Here is an 18,139-nt window from a genome sequence, read left to right as displayed (position 1 = left end):
CAAACTGAATTCGGCACCCGCTTCAACCTACTGTCAATCGATGCCTAGCAGAAAATCAAGCGACCAGCGCCCTGCCCCCCGCGCAATCAGGGGCAGCAGGATAGCAGCCCAGCTCAGGTGCGTAGGCCAAGCATCAGGATAAACAAACACTTCGATCACCAGCGTCATGCCGAGCAACGTCGCTGCAGCACCCCGCGTGAACAAGCCGAAAACGAGCAGAATCGGGAACAGATGTTCGGAATAGGTCGCTACATAAACGGCGATGTGGGGCGGCACCAGCGGCAGCACATATTCGGTCTCGAACAGGCTCCGGGCCGAGTCGGTAATCGTCAGCAACCCCTCGACCTTAGTGCGGCCCGACAGGAAGAAGATCGACGCGATGCCGAGCCGGGCGACGAGCAACAGCAGGTTGCTCGGGACTGCCCGATCGATCCGGGCGGAAATCCGGGCATAAGGATTGGTCGGGGTTTCAGAATTTTGCGTCATGGTCGTCTCCATCCATCGGGCCGCTACAAGCGATCAGGCGTTTGGGTTGAGCGAGCCGTGGCCCTTGGGAGTCTTGATGGTCGTGCAGGTGCCAGAGGGCACGAGTTTCCAAGCATTGCCCTGATAAGCGATTTTCGACGTACCGGCGCAGCTGGTTCCGGCACCGGCCTTGCAGTCGTTCTTGCCGGCAAGCGAGACGCCATAGCATTTCTCCATCGGTTTTTTTGCGGCCTGCGCGTTGGCGGCGCAGCCGAGGGCGATGCTGACGGCCAGAGCGGCGGCGATCGTGGCGTGGGTCTTTAACATGAGAATGATCCTTTCAAAGTGTGTGGCCCAGGACGTGCGACGAAGAGTCCCCGTCGCACGGTGACCCTGGGAGGCCATCGGGCCGGGTCACGACACTGTTTCGCGAAAACAACGGGATCGGTTACACTGGATCCGCAAGAATTATTTTCATGGCTGCGATGCTGTCGTTGTAACTTTTCCGCGCCTCCAAACGAATGACCTTGTGGGAGAGCATGTGAGGGCGAGCGAAGACCAGCTCAGGATATGGATGATCGGCGGTCTCGATGGAGACTCCGCCGCCTACACCGCCCTGCTCGATGCGCTCGTGCCGATGCTGCGATCCTTTTTCGGGCGACGCCTGCGTGGTGCCGTCGATGATGTCGAGGATCTGGTGCAAGATACGATGATTGCCATTCACACCCGTCGCGCAAGCTATGACAGGGACCGGCTGTTCACGGCTTGGGCCTACGCGATTGCGCGCTACAAGATGATCGACCATTTCCGCCGGAGCCGCGTTACCGTTCCGATGGAAGGGCTCGAAAACATTTTGATCGCCGAAGGATTCGAGAATGCGACCTCTGCGCGAGTGGACGTCGATCGTTTGCTTGACGATCTCCCCGCAAAACAGGCGCAGGTCATCAGGCAGACAAAGATCGAAGGGCTTAGCACCGCCGAAGCCGCCGAACGCGGTGCGATCAGTGAATCCGCCGTGAAGGTGTCAGTGCATCGCGGCTTGCTGACACTCGCCAAACGTCTCAAGGGCGACGGCTGATGCGGACCGAAGACCTGATCCTGTCGCTGGCCGACAACATTCGCCCGGTCACTCGCGGCTCGGTGCCACGGCGCATCACGATAGGCCTTATGGGCGGTGGCGTCGTGACGATGACGCTAATCGTCGCCTTGCTTGGACTGCGCCCCAACCTCGACCATATCATGCACGGTTTCCCGTTCTGGATGAAATGGGGCTACACGATCTCGATCTTCGCGGTCGCGATCCGCGCCACGATCCATCTGGCGCGGCCCGATGCCGACCGGCCACGCTGGCTCTGGTGGCTGGCTGTACCGGCGCTGATCCTTGCAAGCCTCGCAGCTGGCGAAATGACCAACGCCCCGCCCGGCGGCTGGACCGGGCTGTGGATGGGCCAAAGCTGGCGCGTCTGCTCGTTGCTCGTGTTCGGATTTTCGCTGCCAATCTTTGCCGGGCTGATGATCGCTTTCCGCAGTTTTGCACCGACACGCCTGCGGCTGACTGGAGCTGTTGCGGGTCTCGCAGCAGGCGGCTTTGCAAGCACGCTCTACGGCCTGCACTGCCCCGAAGCCTCCGCGCTGTTCGTTTTCCTGTGGTATTCGCTCGGCATTTCAATGGCCGCAGGACTCGGCGCGCTGGTCGGGCCAAAGTTTTTACGCTGGTGATGTAACCGATCCGGAGGCCGCCCCGAACTGATCAATGCCGCTTCCGGCAATGATCAATTCAGGAAACCAACCATGACCGCACGTATCATCGCCGGCAGCTTTGCCGCCACCGCCGCCATCATCGCCGTCGCCAGCGTTGCAACCGCAACGCCCGCTTTCGCCAAGGGCGCAAGCGTCGTCCATTGCTACGGCATCAACACCTGCAAGGGTACGTCGGACTGCAAGTCGGGCGCGCATGAGTGCAAAGGCCAGAACGAGTGCAAGGGCCAGGGTTTCAAGGCCATTTCGGGCAAGGCATGCGCCAAGGCCGGCGGTAGCCTGACCGCACCAAAGTAAGCCCTTTGCGGACCCGGTCGACAACGGCCGGGTCCGTTCCTTGCGAGGAACACTGCCATGACCACGCCATCGACGCTCAAGCTCAACCCCGCCTTCCACAGTTTCGGCCTCGGCCTGCGGCCGCTGCACTATCCGGATTTCCTCGAGACTATGGTGCCGGTCGATTTCGTCGAGGTCATTTCCGAGAATTTCATGATCGATGGCGGTCGTCCACTCGATATCCTCGACCGCATTCGTGAGCGGCATCCCGTCGCGCTGCACGGCGTGTCGATGTCGATTGGGTCCGCCGATGGACTCAATCCCGACCACCTCGCAAAGCTGAAAAAACTGGTCGATCATATTCAACCGTTATTCGTATCCGACCATTTGTGTTGGACGCGGATCGACGAGTTCAATTCACACGATCTGCTCCCGTTGCCCTACACGCAGGAGGCCATGGATGTCGTCTGCGCCAACATTTCCCGCGCCCAGGATATGCTCGGTCGCGCGATGCTGATCGAGAACCCATCGAGCTACATCGTCTTCGAAAATGCCGACGCGACCGAATGGCATTTCCTGGCCGAGATGTGCGCACGCACCGGCTGCGACCTGTTGCTCGACGTCAACAATATCTTCGTCAGCGCGACCAATCACGGTTTCGACGCGCTTGAATACATCGCAGGTATCCCCGCCGACCGCGTCCGCCAGATCCATCTCGCCGGGCACAGTCAGGGCAAGGAATTGCTGATCGACACACACGACCGTCTTGTTCCGGCATCGGTCTGGGGTTTGTACGAAGCGGTCATCGCGCGCGTCGGCCCGGTCGCCACGATGATCGAGCGCGACGATGATATTCCGCCACTGGCCGATTTGCTCGCCGAACTCGAAACCGCGCGCATGATTGCTGCAGCTCAGCATCGGATTGCCGCATGAGCCTGCTCACCCTGCAGCGCGATTTCCACAGGAGCCTTGTGGACACTGTCACGCCCGATGACGGTGGCCTCGCAATCTATCAGAACGCATATCGCGTGCAGCTAAGCGACTGCCTCGCTGAAACATTCGCGCGGACGCTGGCATGGATCGGTGGCGAAGCGTTCGCCGACGCAGCGCGAAATCAAATCGAGCGAACGCCCCCTGATGGCTGGACGCTCGGCGACTATGGCGCTGGGTTCGACGCCACGCTGGCCACCCTTTACCCCGACGATCCCGAAATCGCCGAACTGGCGCAGATCGAATGGATGCTGTCACGCGCTTTCGAGAGCGAGAATGCCGATGCGATTGTCTCCAATGCCATCTCCAGCATCCACTGGGAGACTGCAACGCTGACCTTCGTGCCGAGTTTGCGGACAACACCGACGCTTACCAACGCCAGCGCAATCCTGGTCGCGCTTGCCACCGATGAACAGCCGCCCGCTGCGGAAATGCTCCCCGCGCCTGCGACGACGCTAGTCTGGCGACAGGAATTCACGCCGTGCTTCCGGACGATCGAAACGACCGAGCACGAAGCGATCAAGATGATGGCAGCAGGCGCCGACTTCGCAACGCTGTGCGAGATGCTGGTGGAGGCGCGGGGCGAAACCGAAGGCCTTATGCTTGCCGGCACAATGCTGGGCCAGTGGTTTGCCGATGGGCTAGTCTACAACGCTGATACAAAGGATTTCCCATGCGCCTGATTCCCTCTCTCATGCTTTGCGTTGTGCTCGCCTCATCGGCTTCGTTGGCTGCATCCCCAACGCAAAAGCCGGTCGTCGTGGAACTGTTCCAGAGCCAGGGGTGCTCCTCATGTCCGCCGGCCAATGCCGTTCTGAACACCCTCGCCACGCGCCCCGATGTCATCGCGCTGAACTTTGCCGTGACCTATTGGGACCAACTGGGCTGGAAAGATACGTTCGCAAAACCAGCCTACACCAACCGCCAATGGGACTATGCTCGCGCCGCCGGGCGCGGGAATGTAGGGACTCCACAAATGATCGTCGGGGGACGTATTGCAGTCCTCGGAAGTCGGCCAGCCGAAGTCGATGTGGCGATCCTCCGCGCCAGAAGTTTCGACAGTGGGCCAGCGATGGTAATATCGGGCAACACTGTCACCGTCGCAGCGGCAAAGACCGCTGGTCCTGCCACGCTATGGCTGGTGCGCTATGATCCACGCACGATCCAGGTCGCCATCCGTGCGGGAGAAAATGGCGGCCGGACGATTCCCCACCGAAATGTGGTCCGCGAACTGTCGGCTATCGGCGGTTGGAACGGAAATGCCAAAACTTTCTTGCTCCCCAATGCGATTGCGGGGTTGGAGACCGCATTGTTGTTGCAATCTGGCCACGGCGGTCCCGTCATCGCCTCAATCCGAACCTGACGCTACGCAAGCGCTCCAAATGTCGGCGTCCGTCGCCACAAGCCCGATCCCTACAATAGCGCGTATTCGCATTTCCGCTGGAGACGTTTCATCGGCTGGCATCAGGCGTAACCGGATCGTTTGGCAGACCGTAATAAAGACATAGGTTCAAAGGAGTTGCGTCTCATGTCTCGTATTCCTGCATTGGAGGCTTTTGTACGCAAGCGGCCGAAACCCTTCACACACACGGTCGTTCCGGGATCGAGGCTCGAAGGTCTGCTCCCGACAGAAGCCGTCGTTCGCTCATCGTGAACCAGGCGGTCGCGCCAATCCCGAAAGCTGATCCTCCGCTGAACTCACAGGAGGCAAATACGGAGTAGTCGTCTGCAAGATCGTCTAGCTCGCTGAAAGAATTCCAGCCAGTTCATTCGGCGCGTCGATCATGATGTCGTGGCCACATGCGACCTCGAACACCTTCCAGCCTTCGCGCTCCTTCGCGAGTTCGTACTGCTTGGCGATCTGAGGATTTCCCCAGTTCGCGGCATGGATATAAATGTGGTTTGCGATGCGGTCGGCGTTGTTCCCGATGTGAATTTTCTCGGTGAGCGTTTTGAAGGGATGCCCTGTAAGACGTCTGTTCACCATCGCGCGATCCGCCTTGTTCACCTTGAAAAACCAGGCCGGTGGCGGAGGTGTCAGTTTGTAGCCGCGACCGAATAGCCAGACCGAGATCAGGATCGGCAGCAGCCGCCAACCCGGAAAGACATAGTCGTTCATGCATTTCCCATTCTCGGGCACGACGGCGTCGAGGAAGACGAGATTGCTGATGCGGTCCGGGATTCGGTCTGCGACGCCGCCTATCACCATACCGCCATAGGAATGGCCGCAAAGGATCACGTCGCCAAGGTCTTCGCGTTCGAACAGCGCGACGATTTCATCAATGTGGGTGGTCAGGTTGATCCGGCGAGCGTCCATCGAAGCGCGCTCTGCCAACCCGGAAAGCGTCGGGGCAAACACCCGATGCCCTTGCGATCGCAGGATTGCGGCGACCCGATCATAGCACCAGCCGCCGTGACCTGCGCCGTGGACGAGAACGAATGTTCTAGCGGGCTGGGGCAGAGTGGACACGGGCACCTCCTGAAGGCCGCCAACTAAGACTAATCGCTTGATCAGTCAACGCTGATCGTGCGATCAGCGGATGAATTTGACTGGAGACCAGATGTCGGAACTGCGCCCCACCTTTCCGCAAGGCGACGCCCGCAACGCCATTGTCGAAGCCGCGCTCGCGGTGTTCGCGGCTGAGGGATTCCATGGCGCCGGAACCCGCCAGATCGCCCAGGCGGCAGCTGTTTCCCAGCCGCTGCTCAATCACCATTTCGGAGGCAAGAAGGCATTGTGGCGTGTGGTCGGGGAGCAAATCACTGCCGATTTTATGGCCTTCATGGCTGACGCCGTAAACTTGACACTTCCGTCGGGTGACGCAGTCACGACGATGCTGCGAGCCTATTTGGCGTTCTGGAAGGCCCGGCCCCTAGCGTTCCGCTTCAATCTTTGGCGACGGCTGGACGGCTTGCAGGAAGAACGCGTGTCGCGCTCCGAACAAATGACGTGGCCAGTCGTCGCCCTCATGCAACGCGCTCAAGACGCCGGCTTTATCCGCAATGACCTCCCGCCGGGCTTCGCCGCGATCATGAGCGGTGCGTTGGTGCAGTTCTGGCTCGACAGCCAGCTTGAGATTCGCGCGGCCCTGGCGGTCACCGGCGATGAAGAGCTCGCAGATGAAGAAGCCGTCGCTCATATTATTCGCGTCCTGCGCGCACCCAGTTAATGGTCGGCGCGTACAAGCGAGCCTCGGGACGGGACACTCTCAGCGTCCGTGCTACAGAGTGGATCCGCAAATATCCTTATCGAGCTGCTGACCGGCCTAGATATCGCCATTCCTCGGCAAGGAGTAGGCGGCCGAAAGCGGACGCATACTCGGAATGGCGCCTGAACTGCAGGTCAATTTCACACCTCGGCAGGCGGTAGCGCTTACCGAAGACATTTCATCCGCTCCTGACGACGACGGTCGTTCTCGGCACTGGGCCGGAACGACCGCAAAGTCCCAGACCCAGTCGTATGGCGACAACCGTAAACCATAAAACGAAGGGCAGCTTCCGGGCAAAGCCCATTTCGCGCTTAGCAACGAAAATCGGGCGCGCAGCTGCCAAAAGCTTAGCGTATTGAATATACAATCCGCTGCCCTTTATCGCCCCAGGTCGCGGCCACGTCAGCGAGGGCCATCGACTGATATTCAAGCGCCATTCCTGCTTCCGCAGATGCTTTGAAGACGCCACTGATTGCGGCGACGAGCCTTGGGAGGCTAACGCTTCCGAGACCGCTTCCCTTTATCTCGATGGCCGACGAGCGCAGGACGGCCGCCGGCATCGCTATTTCGTCCCCTCCGGCAGAGCCTATCTGGACGAAACGAACAGGAACGCCGTCGGCGGCCCCCTTTGCACCAGCGACGAGTATCGAGCGCGCGCTTCGTCCCCAGAGATAGTCGAGCACGATATCAATTCCGTCGGCAAAGTGCTTTTGGAGCGCGGCTTCAAACGCTTCTTCGTCATCGCCGATCGGAATCACCGCGTCAGCACCGACCTTGCGGAGCACCGCCTCGTTGCGACCAGTTGCAATCACACGGGCGGCTCCCAGGTATCGTGCGATTTTAACTGCCAATATTCCTGCCGCACCGGTCGCCCCGTTGATGAGCACGGTTTCACCTGCTCGCAACATGGCTCTGTCAACAAGCGCTGCCCATGATGACATGCCCGGATTGGCAATGACAGCAGCCGTCGTATCGTCGAGATCGTCGGGCAACGGCAACCACTGTCCGTCCGCAACGACAGTGCGCTCGCTCATCGCACCAAACGGCGCGCGGGGCAGCAGAAAATACACCCGCGTCCCGTCATCGAGACGACCTACGCCATCGACACCGACGACGAACGGGAGCTTTCCAGTCGCGCTGTAATGCGTGCCCGCGGCGCGACCACGCGCAAGCGGGCTCAGTGCCGAAGCGGTCACATTCACGATCCGCTCTCCAGATTGGGGAATCGGTTCGGTGAAGTCGCCATATATCGGGGAACACCCAATTTTCTCGACGATTGCAGCCTTCATGATGTGACCTTTTTGTAGTTCGGGTCTAAATCAGCTCTTGATCCGTGGCATGCCTATGAAATCGCGCTTGCCCAGCTTCACGCCCTGCGCCCGTAGAATCGCATACGCTGTGGTAGCGTGGAAGTAGAAGTTGGGCTGCGAGAACGAGAGCAGAAAGTTTGCGCCCGTAAAGGGCAGTCTGGTCTCGCCGAATGCGAATTGCGTATCATTGTCCGCCAGCGCATCGAAGGTATCGCGGTCAATTTCCTTCAGGCTGGCGACCGCCGCCTGAACCACGCCATGAAGGCCAGCAAAGTCCGTCGGCCATGGCGACATGTCGGGAGAGAAGCTGCCTGCACGCACGCCCTCAATCCCGCCGACGGAATGCGCGGCACAGGATTTTATCTGATAGCCGAACGGCAGCATGTCGGGCGCGAGACGCACGTCGATCAGATCCGACTCCTCCCTGCCTTGCTCCACGCAGAACGCCTCCGCCTTGTTGAGCAATGCGTCGATCGCTTCCAGAATCTGGAGGTTGGACGGCACTACGGCGTCATAAAGGGAAAACGGCATAATCCTGCTCCAGCTGTTTAGCGGTCGTTATGCCGCTGCATTGGCTCGTGGTCCATGCTGCACATTGTCTGGAGCAGTCAGGTCGCTGGGCCCATTCGTCACTGATCTTCGCGGCACGTAATGTGAGAAATCACCCATTCTCTACTCTATGATGGAGCTATGCCCGCCAGCGCCGCTGCAGCGGCCAGCAATGTGCCGATCTGACGGGCTTGCATCATTAGATTCCCGAGCACCGAAAGAAGTTCCTACTCAGCCATGCCACCCGCAGTCACCGCCGGGACGCTCGCACCTTCCATCATCGCACCGGCGTGAGAGCATAATTGCACGATCAATGCGCGCGTATCCTGATCCATCAGTCTCACCTTTCGGTGGACACACATGGGCACAGGTTTGGCGAAGTCCACCGCCAGCTTTTCCTCAGATACGACAATCGGGGTGGATGCAAGGTAAAGCCAGCCTTCCGCCGTCCAGATATAGGTGATGTCGCCCGCCCATTTATGATTGGGCATGTCGGCGGCAAAGTCACCGTCCAACCAGTTGGCCGCAACACCCAGGCGGTGGTTGCTGTCCGTCGTCACCTGGTGTTTGCGCGTGCGAACTGGCTTGATCCCGTTAATCCTCATTATTCGCCCGACCCGGCGCTCGCCAACGTCCACCAACCTCCTTCAGCTCCATCGTCATCCTCGGACGACCGTAACTGCCAAGGCTCAGGTTATACTGCTCCCGAATATGGGCCAGCACCCTCATGTCAGTCCGCTCCCGACGACTGATCGGCCGCGAGGGCTGACCCGCATCACCCGGCAGATGGTCTCCACAGACCATATAGGACGCCAGCTCTCCACGAATGCGAACCTCATGGCCGCTGACTCGCGAAGAACTGCGTGGCCTTCCTAAGAAACAGCCATTTCAGGTGCTGCCGGTAACTCGTGCAAGGCAAAGCCGAACGCCTTGGCGCGACGCTGGAGATTGCCGATTACCCGCGAGCGATAGCGTTCCTCATATTGGGTGGCACCGGGATCATGATACTTCATGCCGTAACGCAGGCTGTTATAAAACAGGACTGCGATTTTGCGCGCCGTCGCGGTCACCGCTTTGGCCTTTCCGGCGCGTGCTGACAGTCTGCGGTAAAAGGCACCAAGGGCAGTGTCGCTACGGCCAATAGTCGTGGCGGCCAAGCGTAACAGCGCCGCAGCTCGACTTGATGACCTACGTGTTTTCGACGAGAGCAGCTTACCTCCCGATATCTTGTTCCCCGGTGCCAGGCATAACCACGATGTAAAATGCTTGGCGCTGGGCCATGCGGCAAGGTCTGTCCCGCATTCACCGACAAGCTTAAGCGCCAATGATGGGCCGATCCCGTGGATCTGTGTCAGGTCGACGCCGAGGACACGGTAAAGCGCCGAACGGACCTCGAAGTCTGGCGTGTTCGGCTGCTTTGTCTTGGTCCGCACCTTGGGTAGGTTTCCGATATCGTGACCTTGTTCGACTGCAAGGTTCTGAAGCGCGATTTCCAGCTTTCGGTCACATTCAACGATTTTGGTCTGATAAAAATCATACAGAGCCAGCGACTGGCAAAGTGCGAAGATGTGCTCATCCCGCCAGTTCCCCGACAACGCTGCACAGATTGTCTCGACGCTGGCGTGACAACGGATATCGCGCATTTCGGCAAGGACGCCGGGTTTGCGTTCTCCCGCGACAATGGCCCTGATAATCCGCATGCCCGTCACACCGGTGATATCAGAGACGACATGGTGGAGCTGTACGTTCATCTCCATCAGCGCTTTTTGCATATGCTGGATATGAGAAGCCGCATATTCGATCAGTCGCTCGCGCTGGCGCAAATAGGCACGTAACGTCGCCACCTCGGCCTCCGGACGGAAGCTGCCGCGTAATAACCCGTAGCTGTGAAGCCGCTGTAACCATGCAGCATCGCTGACATCGGTTTTGCGGCCGGGTACGTTCTTGGCGTAGCGCGCATTGACCAGGATCACGTGAAAACCGTGTCCCTCCAGGATCTCATAGGCCGGGATCCAGTAAACGCCGGTGGATTCCATTGCCACACTCGTGACGCCACATTCTTTGAACCAGCGGGCCATATCGTGCAGGTCGCCGGTGAATGTGCCGAATGCTCGTACCGGTTTATGTCAGCCTCGGGATTTATGGCCGCCATGTGCATGGTCGAACCGATGTCGATTGCGGCGGCACCAGGGTTGACCATCGACAACGCATCAATGTCTTTGGATTTTGCTTTAGCCATTCCATTTCTCCTTCAAAGCAGAAGGGTATGGGTGATGCTAAACGTCATCTTCCTAACCGGGATCGTCGCAATACGGCGTCACCACTCTCAAGTTCGCAAACACCCACGGGCCACGTTTTTTAACGGGGATCATGCCACCAATAAGCCATCGGCCGCGACCCTTCCGCCAATACAGTAGCACGGCCCGTTTCTACCGCACACAGGCGGGCCCAGCCCGGGACGGTTTTTTAATACTTCCCTCTCCTCCCGGAGCACACGATTCTCAGGGCGAAGGCGTTCATCATCACGCACCAGATCTGCCTGCGGCGCTGGCACTAGATCAGCCGAACGATGCTGCGACAGCCATTTGCCCAGCGTCGATTTGCCAACCCCCAAATCCGACGCGATCCGGTCACGCGGCAGCCCCCTGGTCAGCGCAATACGCACCGCCTCCCGCTTGAACTCTTAGCTAAGCTTCATCATCTCGTCGATCTCCTTGAACGAGTTTTAAACTCTCAAGTGACCGGCGCAAAACCGTTACAAGTCCAATGCACTTGGGCTCTAGCCAAAGGCCCGATGATTAAGAGGGTCCCGCTTCGCTTGACAGTCAACGTACCGCACCCCATGCCTCGCCGAACTTCCGCCCTCCGTCGGGAAGAGCGAGGCATCTCAAAGGTATTAACCATGACCCGGCCTCGCCCTACGCCTATCGTCTTGATCGTCGAAGACGAGATGGTCCTTCGGATGCGCGCTGTCGATATCGTTGAAGATGCCGGGTTCACACCAGTTGAGGCCGTGAGCGCCGACGAGGCCATGCGGGTCCTCGAATCGCGCGATGACATATCGCTGCTGTTCACCGATATTCAAATGCCAGGGAGCATGGACGGTCTGAAGCTTGCCCATGCGGTGCACTTACGCTGGCCGCACATCAAGATCATTCTGGTTTCTGGGCAAATCGCGGTCACGGATGCGGAAAAGCCTGCTGATAGCCGGTTCTTCCCGAAGCCGCTCGAAATCCAGCAGATGGTTCTCGAGCTCCAAAAAATGATCGGCGAGGGGATCCTGAAAGTAGTACCATCACTAATTGCTGCGGACGACACACTGACCGCGGAGAACAAGGAGCTCCGGCATCGACTTCAGCAGGCGGGAATGGATGCCAAAGCTCTGCTCCTGAAGACCGCACTCGATACCGAGAAACAGCAGCTGATCATTGACGAAAACCAGCCATTCAAGGATGCACTCACTACCGAGAACGACAGTCTCAAACTCGCGCTGGAGCAGGCAGGTATCGACGCCAGCGCGTTGCTCGTCCAGTCAGGAATTGAAGCTGAAGAACGCGAGGCTGCTGACAAGTTGCAGCATCTCATTCACGCGGAGCTGCACCATCGGATCAAGAATATGCTCGCCACCGTAGGCGCGATTACCCATCAGAGCCTACGCACTGCAACGAGTATGGCCCACGCGGGTGCCGCGATCGATGGGCGGTTTGCGGCCCTTGCGCGCGCGCATGATCTTCTCACTCGAGTGAGTTGGGAAAATGCGACGATCGACAGCACCATTCGTAGTGCAATCGAACCCTTCGACCAAGGAAGTGGCCGCTTTATCATCTCCGGTGACGATATCCGGATTACTTCGAGTTCTGTGATCGCCTTCGCGATGACTCTGAACGAGCTTTGCACCAACACAACCAAATTCGGTGCCTTGTCCGTTGCAGAAGGTCAGGTTCGTCTTGCCTGGCGCCTCGACGGGGAACGTCTTCATTTTGAATGGGCTGAGATCGGTGGACCGCTCGTATGTGAACCGACACGTACGAGTTTCGGTACGCGTATGATGGTGTCGCTGGGCCAGCAGTTGCATGGCCAGGTTGAACTTAAGTACCACTCCACCGGATTTATCTACACAATGGATGTGCCGATCGAGGCGGTGACCGTGAGCATGAAACCGGAGAGTCGTGGGTCGGGAAGCAATAGCTAGATGCCATAATGGGCCGGCGACTCAAGACTAGCCAAGTTGGTCCACGCCGCACTCTACGGGTTCCCCGTTCGACAGGGCGTTGAAACTCTTGATGCGCGCTGACGATGCCACCTTTTTGGCTGCGACGTAAACCAAGCGGTATCTGTAAGGGGCATTATCCCGGACGCCGACGGCCGTAGGGGTTCGCTGGAAAACTGTCAGTTCCTTGCGGCTGCAGCGAGTTCGGGTACGACCTTTAGCGCGGTGGTGCCCGTGCGGCGTCAACTTGGTGTGGGTTCATGTCCACCTGCGCGCCAGCGACGGCTACGGCCAACTTGTCGCTGCTGTCCGATGATCGACGCCGTACAAGATCGCTAGCCAAGTATTTTGAGTGATAATCTGTAATCATTTCATTCTTCACTTGCACTGTGATCGACCGATATTCCAGCAGCAAGTCGATACCGTGCATAGCGACGCTCGCCGCTGCGGATCAGCGCCCCCTTTTCAACCAGGTCGTTCAAATCGCGCGTCGTAGTGGCGAGACTGGCATCTGTGATCGTCCGATAATTCTCTGCGCTCAAACCGCCCGCAAAACCATCGGGCCCTTCGCGGAACATACGGAGCAGCGCCTTTTCCTGACGTTCGTTAATCGCGCCGCGCAAGCGATCGAGCAGCCGCGTCTTGTCGATCAGGAATCGGATTCGGGTAATCGTTCGCGCCTGCGCCTCCATCACAATATCGGCAAACCATGTCAGCCAGGCATTGATGTCGTTGCTCTGGCTGCCAAGCTGAAGCGCAACGTAATAGGCTTTGCAGTGGCGATGGATCGTCTCCGCGAGTGCCGTCAGCGTCGGCGCTGCGAGGTTTTGGGCCAATGCCTTCTCAGCAATCGCGCGACCGATCCGGCCATTGCCGTCTTCAAAGGGATGGATGCTCTCGAACCACAGGTGCGAGATTGCGGCCCGAGTGATCACGGGAAGCGGGTTTGGTGATGACGGCGCGCTGCCATTGAACCACGCGATGAATCGGGACATTTCCATCGGGATGGTATCTGACGGCGGTGCCTCGAAATGCACACGCGGCGCATGGAGTGCTCCCGAAACGATCTGCATTGCATCTTCATGCGTCCGATAGCGCCCGACATCGGCAATGTCGCGGCGTCCGTTCATCAGCATGGCGTGCCACGCAAAAAGAGTCCGATCGTCAAGCGACGCAGCATGGCTACGATAAACATCGGCCATGAGTTCGGCGGCCCCCGCCTCTGCCGCGCTTGCGCGGCGCTGGTCTGCGGCAAAGCCCAGATGCCGCGCGAGCGACGACTGGACGCTGGCACGGTCAAGGATCTCGCCCTCAATGGCAGAACTATCGACAACCTCCTGCGAGATGAGTTCGATGGTCAGGCCATCGCGCTCATCGGCGTCCAGATGGTGGAGCGCGCCAATGACGACGCCAGAGCCTTTCAGGAATTGCTCTTCGGACGCGCGAATTCGTTCCGCGTCGAAGCGGAAATCAGGCCAGTCGGGAAGTTGCCAATTCCAGCGCATGATCGATAGGATACCTTTCTATCAATCACGATATTGCCCAATTATGATTGATAAAGCGATGGTCAATCCATCATAAAAGGCAGATTGACGCTTCGCGCCGTCGATTTGGGACGTGCGACCCCTGGGCGTCCGCTGATGCAGGCTCCTGTCCCCGTGCGGTGGACTTTACAGAGCCTGCTATCTTAATTGGTGCGGGCGGCAGGCAGGCACATGTTTGCCGAAAACTGGCAGAAAACCGCCAGACTCTGTTGAGACGCGCGAGAAGATTACCCCGTTTATACCCCCAAGAGATTTGGAGAGTCTTACAGCTCTTAGTTATGGGACGTCTGGTGAGAGGTTCTATTACCGGGGCGGGATTCGAACTTTTGAATGCAGCGGCTGGAACGTTCACCCTACTCATCTCCGCATTTGCTGCACTCGCCGAGGTTGCCTGTCGAGCCTGCTTGATATGCGGCAAAGGCGAAGTTTTTCGAGGACGTTCGGAGCCGCGCATTTGCTGTCTAAGTCATTCCTCAAGGGTCAGATGACGATCGCTATTTTGGGCTTAAGCCATCGTAATCTAACCGGTCGCTGGTGATGTACTCGAAGGTCGATAAATCTTGATAAGTAGTCAGCGAGAAAACCGCATTGGAAAATTTGTCAGTTATTAGACCGGCCAGTTGTTTTATCGGCTCTTCCCAGAGTTTGCGGCAGGCAGATGAGGGATCGCCCTTCAAAATGCCGATGAACTCCAGATGCTCAGAAAAGGGCGGCTCGTCTTGCCACTTGTCTGTCTTAACGCGGATCTCCGCCAGCGCCTGGATAAACTGACCTCTGGGCGTTGCGACTTTGGACCGATGTTTCTGCACCCAAGTCCTGACACCCACGATTGCGTCGACGAATGCGTCAGGAAACGCAAACCTATTCTTATGGCGACCCGTTGCTTGGCTAAACGCACGGCGACTGATGTCGTTCTGACACCCTTCTTCTCGATGCCATGATGCCACCAGACGCTTGTCCACGGTTGCAACCCGGTCGAGATCGACAATCAGACTATGATGAACAAGTGCGTCAAGATATGCATATCTCGGTCGTTCAAGGCGCGATGCTGCGCCCAGCGCTTCAGCGTCAACCTTTTCCAGCGCTGCTATCTGGACAAATTGCTTGCGCGATAAGTCCTGTACAATGTCGCATGTTTGAGAAATTACTACTGCGCCCGGTGACATGCGTTCAATGATGTACATTCCACCATCATCATGCGCGAGCACAGGAAATGGCACCTCGAAAAGCGTAAAATCGCCTTGTCGCCATTCATCCAGAATTTTGCCTGCCTCGGATGCGCCCATCTAACTTATTTCAGGCCCGGACTACCCGTAGCCGGGTTCGCGTAAAAGTGTTTGGATCAGCGTTAAAAGGGTCAGCGCTGGTTTCCACGATCGGTCCAAGTTGATCGAGAGCCTGATTCGCATTTTGCTCGGCGTGAATCCCATACTCGTCGAGCACGGCTAAACGCACCTGATATGGCTCTAGCTTCCCAAAACTTTGGACGCATTTGTAAAGTTCGTGGAGCTGACCCAACTTGCCCACGCTGAGCGACTGGCCAGCTGCCCAATGATGCACTGCGCGGCGCGAGACCCTAAAGATTTGCGCCAACTGATCCCAAGTGAGCAACGTCCTTTTTCGAATTTCTTGAAGGACGTCTTGAGGCGATTGGCGCACCTCTTCATCTCGAGCTTGAACATTAACGAACGGACTGTAGCTTTCCCCAGTTAGATGAACGGCGGCCCCGGACGTTGGTACGCTCGTCCCCATGCAAGCTGCCGCAAGGATTGCCAGACCCGGTACTACATAACGCCCTGGCTTTGTGCCTAGATCGATACAAAGGATCGACCTTCCTTGCTGAGAAAAACTGCTGCTCACTACAGTAAATGTCCCAGTATTAGGCATTGCAATCTTTCAAAAGATCCTCGGTCACGACCGAGCGAAAAATATTGTAGACGCGATCGGTCAAAGCGCGAACCTTATTTACGATTTCATCCGAACTAAAGCCCGCACTCTCCTCGTCAACAGCGTCCAAATCCAAAAAATATCTTCTAGTATTCACCGGCGGCGCCATTATCGGATCGTAAGTGGCCCCGGGTGGGAGGATACCCCATCTGCTAATAAATCTTCCCTCGGGAACATCAAACTCGATGTGATGCTGACTTATCCTGAGAGCTCTTGAATAGGGGGCCTCTTCAAACGCATTGAACTGCGGATTTATGAAGGCACCAATATTTTCCAGTCGGCGGCCCTCAAGAAAATTTACGTAACGCACACCAATCCGAGTAACTTCATCCGGTGCGAGTTCTTCGCTTAACGCCGCAAGAACGAGCGAGGCGCGCGAAAGTAGGTCGTCGCGATGTGTATATTCATCGACCTCAATCGCAATTTGCTCTCGTGTAAGGGAGAAGCGCCAGGAATGACGCTTGCTGGAAAAGCGCCAGACGGGTTGAACCAGCACCAGCGGAGGCTGCACTTGGCCGTCTTCGCTTAACTGAAATTGCAAACTTTGGGACTGCTCCTGAACCATGATCGGATATTCGTGACGGATCCGATCCTGGAATCCGGCGATTCCGGCGCCGCTCGTATCGACAATCTTGAGGACGGTGGAAAACGCTACTGCTAATACCGCGCGCTTTAATGGTGGCGTTTGCAGCGGAATCGCTTCCAAAGCCGCGTCGAGCAGCGGGTTGGCCATTACATCTCCCCAAAACCGAAATCACGCCTAGGACAGTGTGAAGCAGGTGTGAAGTGAAATGTTCTAGTCCGTAATAAGTTCACGAAATGCTAATTCCGAAATCCGGCTCATCAAATTTGCCCACCTCATTCCCCCAGGCATCCCAGCCCGCCCGTCGCTGACGGGAAAATAGCTCTACATACGGCCCATCGTAAAGACGCTCGATGTCGACGTGCAGCTGTTCGGGCTTTCTGCTGTGGCCGCGCACAGGCGACAGGATGAAATTGCGCACAGACTTCGACCGAAGCTGCGGATTGCCGATCGTGCCCACCAGATAGAACTCGGCTGCGCTGCGGAAGATATGCCCGGTGCCGAACGCGAGCTTCTTCCCCGTCGACGACTGCTTGCCCCACGCTCCAGCCGTTTTGAAGGTGAAGCCCCAGCGATTCATCAGATCCAGCGCCTGCGGAAGCATCGGCGCCGTCGCCCACATGACAAGTGCGCAGTCGCCGCCGGCGAGGTGCGAAACGGGCAGCTTGGCCATGTCATCGACCGTCATGCAGTCATACTGGCCCTGCGGCGATTTCGCGTCGCCTTTGTCGGACCAGTTTTCGAATTGCCATGCAGGATCCGCGAGGATCACCCCGTAGCGGAGGGGAATAAGGTCGCCGAAGGGCCACGTCATGCCCGCCCGCCCAGTCGCTTACGAACCGCCCGGGCCTTACCGCCGCTGGCGTGCACTTTGCTTGCCGCGCAGCTGGTGACCCGAACTCCTTTCCAATGGTCGCCGCCGACGGCATCGCGAAATGCCATCATGTCAGCGTCGGCGAGACAGATGTACGCCGCCACCCCGAGCGCTTCGGTTTTCAGCTTTGTCAGGGCCTCGTCTATCCGCGCGCAGATGGTGCCGGCGTCGGAGGCTGCTAGTCCGCCTCGCGCGGCATTAGCTAGCCGCTGCGCGATATATTTACTCGGGGCCGCCTTAGCCTGCGTCTGGAACTTGCTGACATGCTTTCCTGAGCTCGGCTGGTCGAACCGGCCTTCGTTCGCATTCCACGGATGGCAGGTGGAGGCGCTCATTTGGCGTTGTCCTGATCAAGATAATATTGGGCACCACAGGTACAGGAGCTGAAGACGAGACGCGCCCTGTGCCAATGATCTGCAGGGCA

At 58.0% G+C, this 18,139-nt stretch carries 18 protein-coding genes and 3 pseudogenes; 8 read left to right on the top strand and 13 right to left on the bottom strand.

The features are described 5' to 3' along the window. Window positions 1-33: 33 nt before the first annotated feature. A complete protein-coding gene (locus tag D3Y57_RS04845; RefSeq protein ID WP_121152121.1) occupies window positions 34-486 on the bottom strand; it encodes a DoxX family protein in 453 nt (150 codons plus the stop codon). 33 nt (window positions 487-519) lie between these two features. Further along, window positions 520-792, bottom strand: coding sequence for a BufA1 family periplasmic bufferin-type metallophore (locus D3Y57_RS04840; RefSeq protein WP_121151846.1), 273 nt, complete (start codon window positions 790-792; stop codon window positions 520-522). Between the two features lie 214 nt (window positions 793-1,006). On the opposite strand from D3Y57_RS04840, the gene D3Y57_RS04835 reads away from it, so the two are divergent. From D3Y57_RS04835 to D3Y57_RS04810, 6 genes are all read left to right on the top strand, one after another. Next, window positions 1,007-1,543: a sigma-70 family RNA polymerase sigma factor gene (locus D3Y57_RS04835; RefSeq protein ID WP_121151844.1), complete on the top strand. Its 537-nt coding sequence runs from the start codon at window positions 1,007-1,009 to the stop codon at window positions 1,541-1,543. Then, complete coding sequence (locus tag D3Y57_RS04830) at window positions 1,543-2,184, top strand: DUF1109 domain-containing protein (protein ID WP_121151842.1); 642 nt, start codon at window positions 1,543-1,545, stop codon at window positions 2,182-2,184. Before D3Y57_RS04835 ends, D3Y57_RS04830 begins: the two co-directional genes overlap by 1 nt. Window positions 2,185-2,256: 72 nt before the next feature. Next, window positions 2,257-2,520 carry a BufA2 family periplasmic bufferin-type metallophore gene (bufA2, locus tag D3Y57_RS04825; protein WP_121151840.1) on the top strand — a complete coding sequence of 88 codons (264 nt, stop codon included), beginning with the start codon at window positions 2,257-2,259 and terminating at the stop codon, window positions 2,518-2,520. A gap of 57 nt (window positions 2,521-2,577) precedes the next feature. Then, the gene (gene bufB / locus D3Y57_RS04820; RefSeq protein ID WP_121151838.1) at window positions 2,578-3,432 is read left to right on the top strand and encodes an MNIO family bufferin maturase; all 855 of its coding nucleotides are present in this window, start codon (window positions 2,578-2,580) and stop codon (window positions 3,430-3,432) included. Next, a complete protein-coding gene (locus D3Y57_RS04815) occupies window positions 3,429-4,172 on the top strand; it encodes an HvfC/BufC N-terminal domain-containing protein (protein ID WP_121151836.1) in 744 nt (247 codons plus the stop codon). The genes bufB and D3Y57_RS04815 overlap by 4 nt, the downstream gene beginning before the upstream one ends. After that, entirely contained in the window at window positions 4,163-4,852 is a 690-nt protein-coding gene (locus D3Y57_RS04810; protein WP_239025740.1) for a DUF1223 domain-containing protein, read from the top strand. Before D3Y57_RS04815 ends, D3Y57_RS04810 begins: the two co-directional genes overlap by 10 nt. A gap of 375 nt (window positions 4,853-5,227) precedes the next feature. On the opposite strand, the gene D3Y57_RS04805 is transcribed toward D3Y57_RS04810, so the two are convergent. Further along, window positions 5,228-5,959, bottom strand: a complete 732-nt coding sequence (locus tag D3Y57_RS04805; protein WP_162986966.1) for an alpha/beta hydrolase — start codon at window positions 5,957-5,959, stop codon at window positions 5,228-5,230. Window positions 5,960-6,050: 91 nt separating this feature from the next. Here D3Y57_RS04805 and D3Y57_RS04800 point away from each other — a divergent pair, with 91 nt between their 5' ends. Further along, window positions 6,051-6,659: a TetR/AcrR family transcriptional regulator gene (locus D3Y57_RS04800; protein ID WP_162986965.1), complete on the top strand. Its 609-nt coding sequence runs from the start codon at window positions 6,051-6,053 to the stop codon at window positions 6,657-6,659. A 386-nt stretch (window positions 6,660-7,045) separates the two neighbouring features. Here D3Y57_RS04800 and D3Y57_RS04795 read toward each other — a convergent pair whose 3' ends face one another. From D3Y57_RS04795 to D3Y57_RS21295, 5 genes and pseudogenes are all read right to left on the bottom strand, one after another. Beyond that, entirely contained in the window at window positions 7,046-7,987 is a 942-nt protein-coding gene (locus D3Y57_RS04795) for a quinone oxidoreductase family protein (RefSeq protein ID WP_121151829.1), read from the bottom strand. Between the two features lie 30 nt (window positions 7,988-8,017). Beyond that, window positions 8,018-8,539, bottom strand: coding sequence for a DUF1993 domain-containing protein (locus tag D3Y57_RS04790; protein ID WP_121151828.1), 522 nt, complete (start codon window positions 8,537-8,539; stop codon window positions 8,018-8,020). Between the two features lie 440 nt (window positions 8,540-8,979). Then, window positions 8,980-9,114: pseudogene (locus tag D3Y57_RS21530) on the bottom strand (IS3 family transposase); the annotation flags it as partial. Window positions 9,115-9,429: 315 nt separating this feature from the next. Next, a pseudogene (locus D3Y57_RS04780) lies at window positions 9,430-10,796 on the bottom strand (IS110 family RNA-guided transposase). 225 nt (window positions 10,797-11,021) lie between these two features. Further along, window positions 11,022-11,222: pseudogene (locus tag D3Y57_RS21295) on the bottom strand (transposase); the annotation flags it as partial. A gap of 267 nt (window positions 11,223-11,489) precedes the next feature. Between D3Y57_RS21295 and D3Y57_RS04770 the strand changes: the two are divergent. Then, window positions 11,490-12,749, top strand: a complete 1,260-nt coding sequence (locus D3Y57_RS04770) for an HWE histidine kinase domain-containing protein (protein ID WP_239025739.1) — start codon at window positions 11,490-11,492, stop codon at window positions 12,747-12,749. Window positions 12,750-13,138: 389 nt separating this feature from the next. Here the strand turns inward: D3Y57_RS04770 and D3Y57_RS04765 are convergent, their stop codons facing one another. The 5 genes from D3Y57_RS04765 to D3Y57_RS04740 form a co-directional block, all read right to left on the bottom strand. Next, a complete protein-coding gene (locus D3Y57_RS04765) occupies window positions 13,139-14,272 on the bottom strand; it encodes a Fic family protein (RefSeq protein ID WP_121151824.1) in 1,134 nt (377 codons plus the stop codon). Window positions 14,273-14,805: 533 nt separating this feature from the next. Then, on the bottom strand, window positions 14,806-15,597 hold the full coding sequence (locus D3Y57_RS04760) for a hypothetical protein (protein ID WP_121151822.1): 792 nt from the start codon (window positions 15,595-15,597) through the stop codon (window positions 14,806-14,808). Between the two features lie 593 nt (window positions 15,598-16,190). Beyond that, entirely contained in the window at window positions 16,191-16,991 is an 801-nt protein-coding gene (locus D3Y57_RS04750) for a TIGR04255 family protein (RefSeq protein ID WP_121151818.1), read from the bottom strand. A 79-nt stretch (window positions 16,992-17,070) separates the two neighbouring features. Further along, window positions 17,071-17,655 carry an MT-A70 family methyltransferase gene (locus tag D3Y57_RS04745; protein ID WP_121151816.1) on the bottom strand — a complete coding sequence of 195 codons (585 nt, stop codon included), beginning with the start codon at window positions 17,653-17,655 and terminating at the stop codon, window positions 17,071-17,073. Continuing rightward, on the bottom strand, window positions 17,652-18,050 hold the full coding sequence (locus D3Y57_RS04740; protein WP_121151814.1) for a hypothetical protein: 399 nt from the start codon (window positions 18,048-18,050) through the stop codon (window positions 17,652-17,654). The genes D3Y57_RS04745 and D3Y57_RS04740 overlap by 4 nt, the downstream gene beginning before the upstream one ends. Window positions 18,051-18,139 lie beyond the last annotated feature (89 nt).

Origin of the sequence: Sphingomonas paeninsulae, from assembly GCF_003660165.1 — a bacterium.
Taxonomy (GTDB): Bacteria; Pseudomonadota; Alphaproteobacteria; order Sphingomonadales; family Sphingomonadaceae; genus Sphingomonas_O; species Sphingomonas_O paeninsulae.
The sequence above is the reverse complement of the archived record's forward strand: the minus strand, read 5'-3'. Positions and strand labels throughout refer to the sequence as shown.

Coding starts and splice junctions, on each gene's coding strand:
- D3Y57_RS04845 (WP_121152121.1), bottom strand. CDS start 486: ATGACGCAAAATTCTGAAACCCCGACCAATCCTTATGCCCGGATTTCC.
- D3Y57_RS04840 (WP_121151846.1), bottom strand. CDS start 792: ATGTTAAAGACCCACGCCACGATCGCCGCCGCTCTGGCCGTCAGCATC.
- D3Y57_RS04830 (WP_121151842.1), top strand. CDS start 1,543: ATGCGGACCGAAGACCTGATCCTGTCGCTGGCCGACAACATTCGCCCG.
- bufA2 (WP_121151840.1), top strand. CDS start 2,257: ATGACCGCACGTATCATCGCCGGCAGCTTTGCCGCCACCGCCGCCATC.
- bufB (WP_121151838.1), top strand. CDS start 2,578: ATGACCACGCCATCGACGCTCAAGCTCAACCCCGCCTTCCACAGTTTC.
- D3Y57_RS04815 (WP_121151836.1), top strand. CDS start 3,429: ATGAGCCTGCTCACCCTGCAGCGCGATTTCCACAGGAGCCTTGTGGAC.
- D3Y57_RS04810 (WP_239025740.1), top strand. CDS start 4,163: ATGCGCCTGATTCCCTCTCTCATGCTTTGCGTTGTGCTCGCCTCATCG.
- D3Y57_RS04800 (WP_162986965.1), top strand. CDS start 6,051: ATGTCGGAACTGCGCCCCACCTTTCCGCAAGGCGACGCCCGCAACGCC.
- D3Y57_RS04795 (WP_121151829.1), bottom strand. CDS start 7,987: ATGAAGGCTGCAATCGTCGAGAAAATTGGGTGTTCCCCGATATATGGC.
- D3Y57_RS04790 (WP_121151828.1), bottom strand. CDS start 8,539: ATGCCGTTTTCCCTTTATGACGCCGTAGTGCCGTCCAACCTCCAGATT.
- D3Y57_RS04765 (WP_121151824.1), bottom strand. CDS start 14,272: ATGCGCTGGAATTGGCAACTTCCCGACTGGCCTGATTTCCGCTTCGAC.
- D3Y57_RS04760 (WP_121151822.1), bottom strand. CDS start 15,597: ATGGGCGCATCCGAGGCAGGCAAAATTCTGGATGAATGGCGACAAGGC.
- D3Y57_RS04750 (WP_121151818.1), bottom strand. CDS start 16,991: ATGGCCAACCCGCTGCTCGACGCGGCTTTGGAAGCGATTCCGCTGCAA.
- D3Y57_RS04745 (WP_121151816.1), bottom strand. CDS start 17,655: ATGACGTGGCCCTTCGGCGACCTTATTCCCCTCCGCTACGGGGTGATC.
- D3Y57_RS04740 (WP_121151814.1), bottom strand. CDS start 18,050: ATGAGCGCCTCCACCTGCCATCCGTGGAATGCGAACGAAGGCCGGTTC.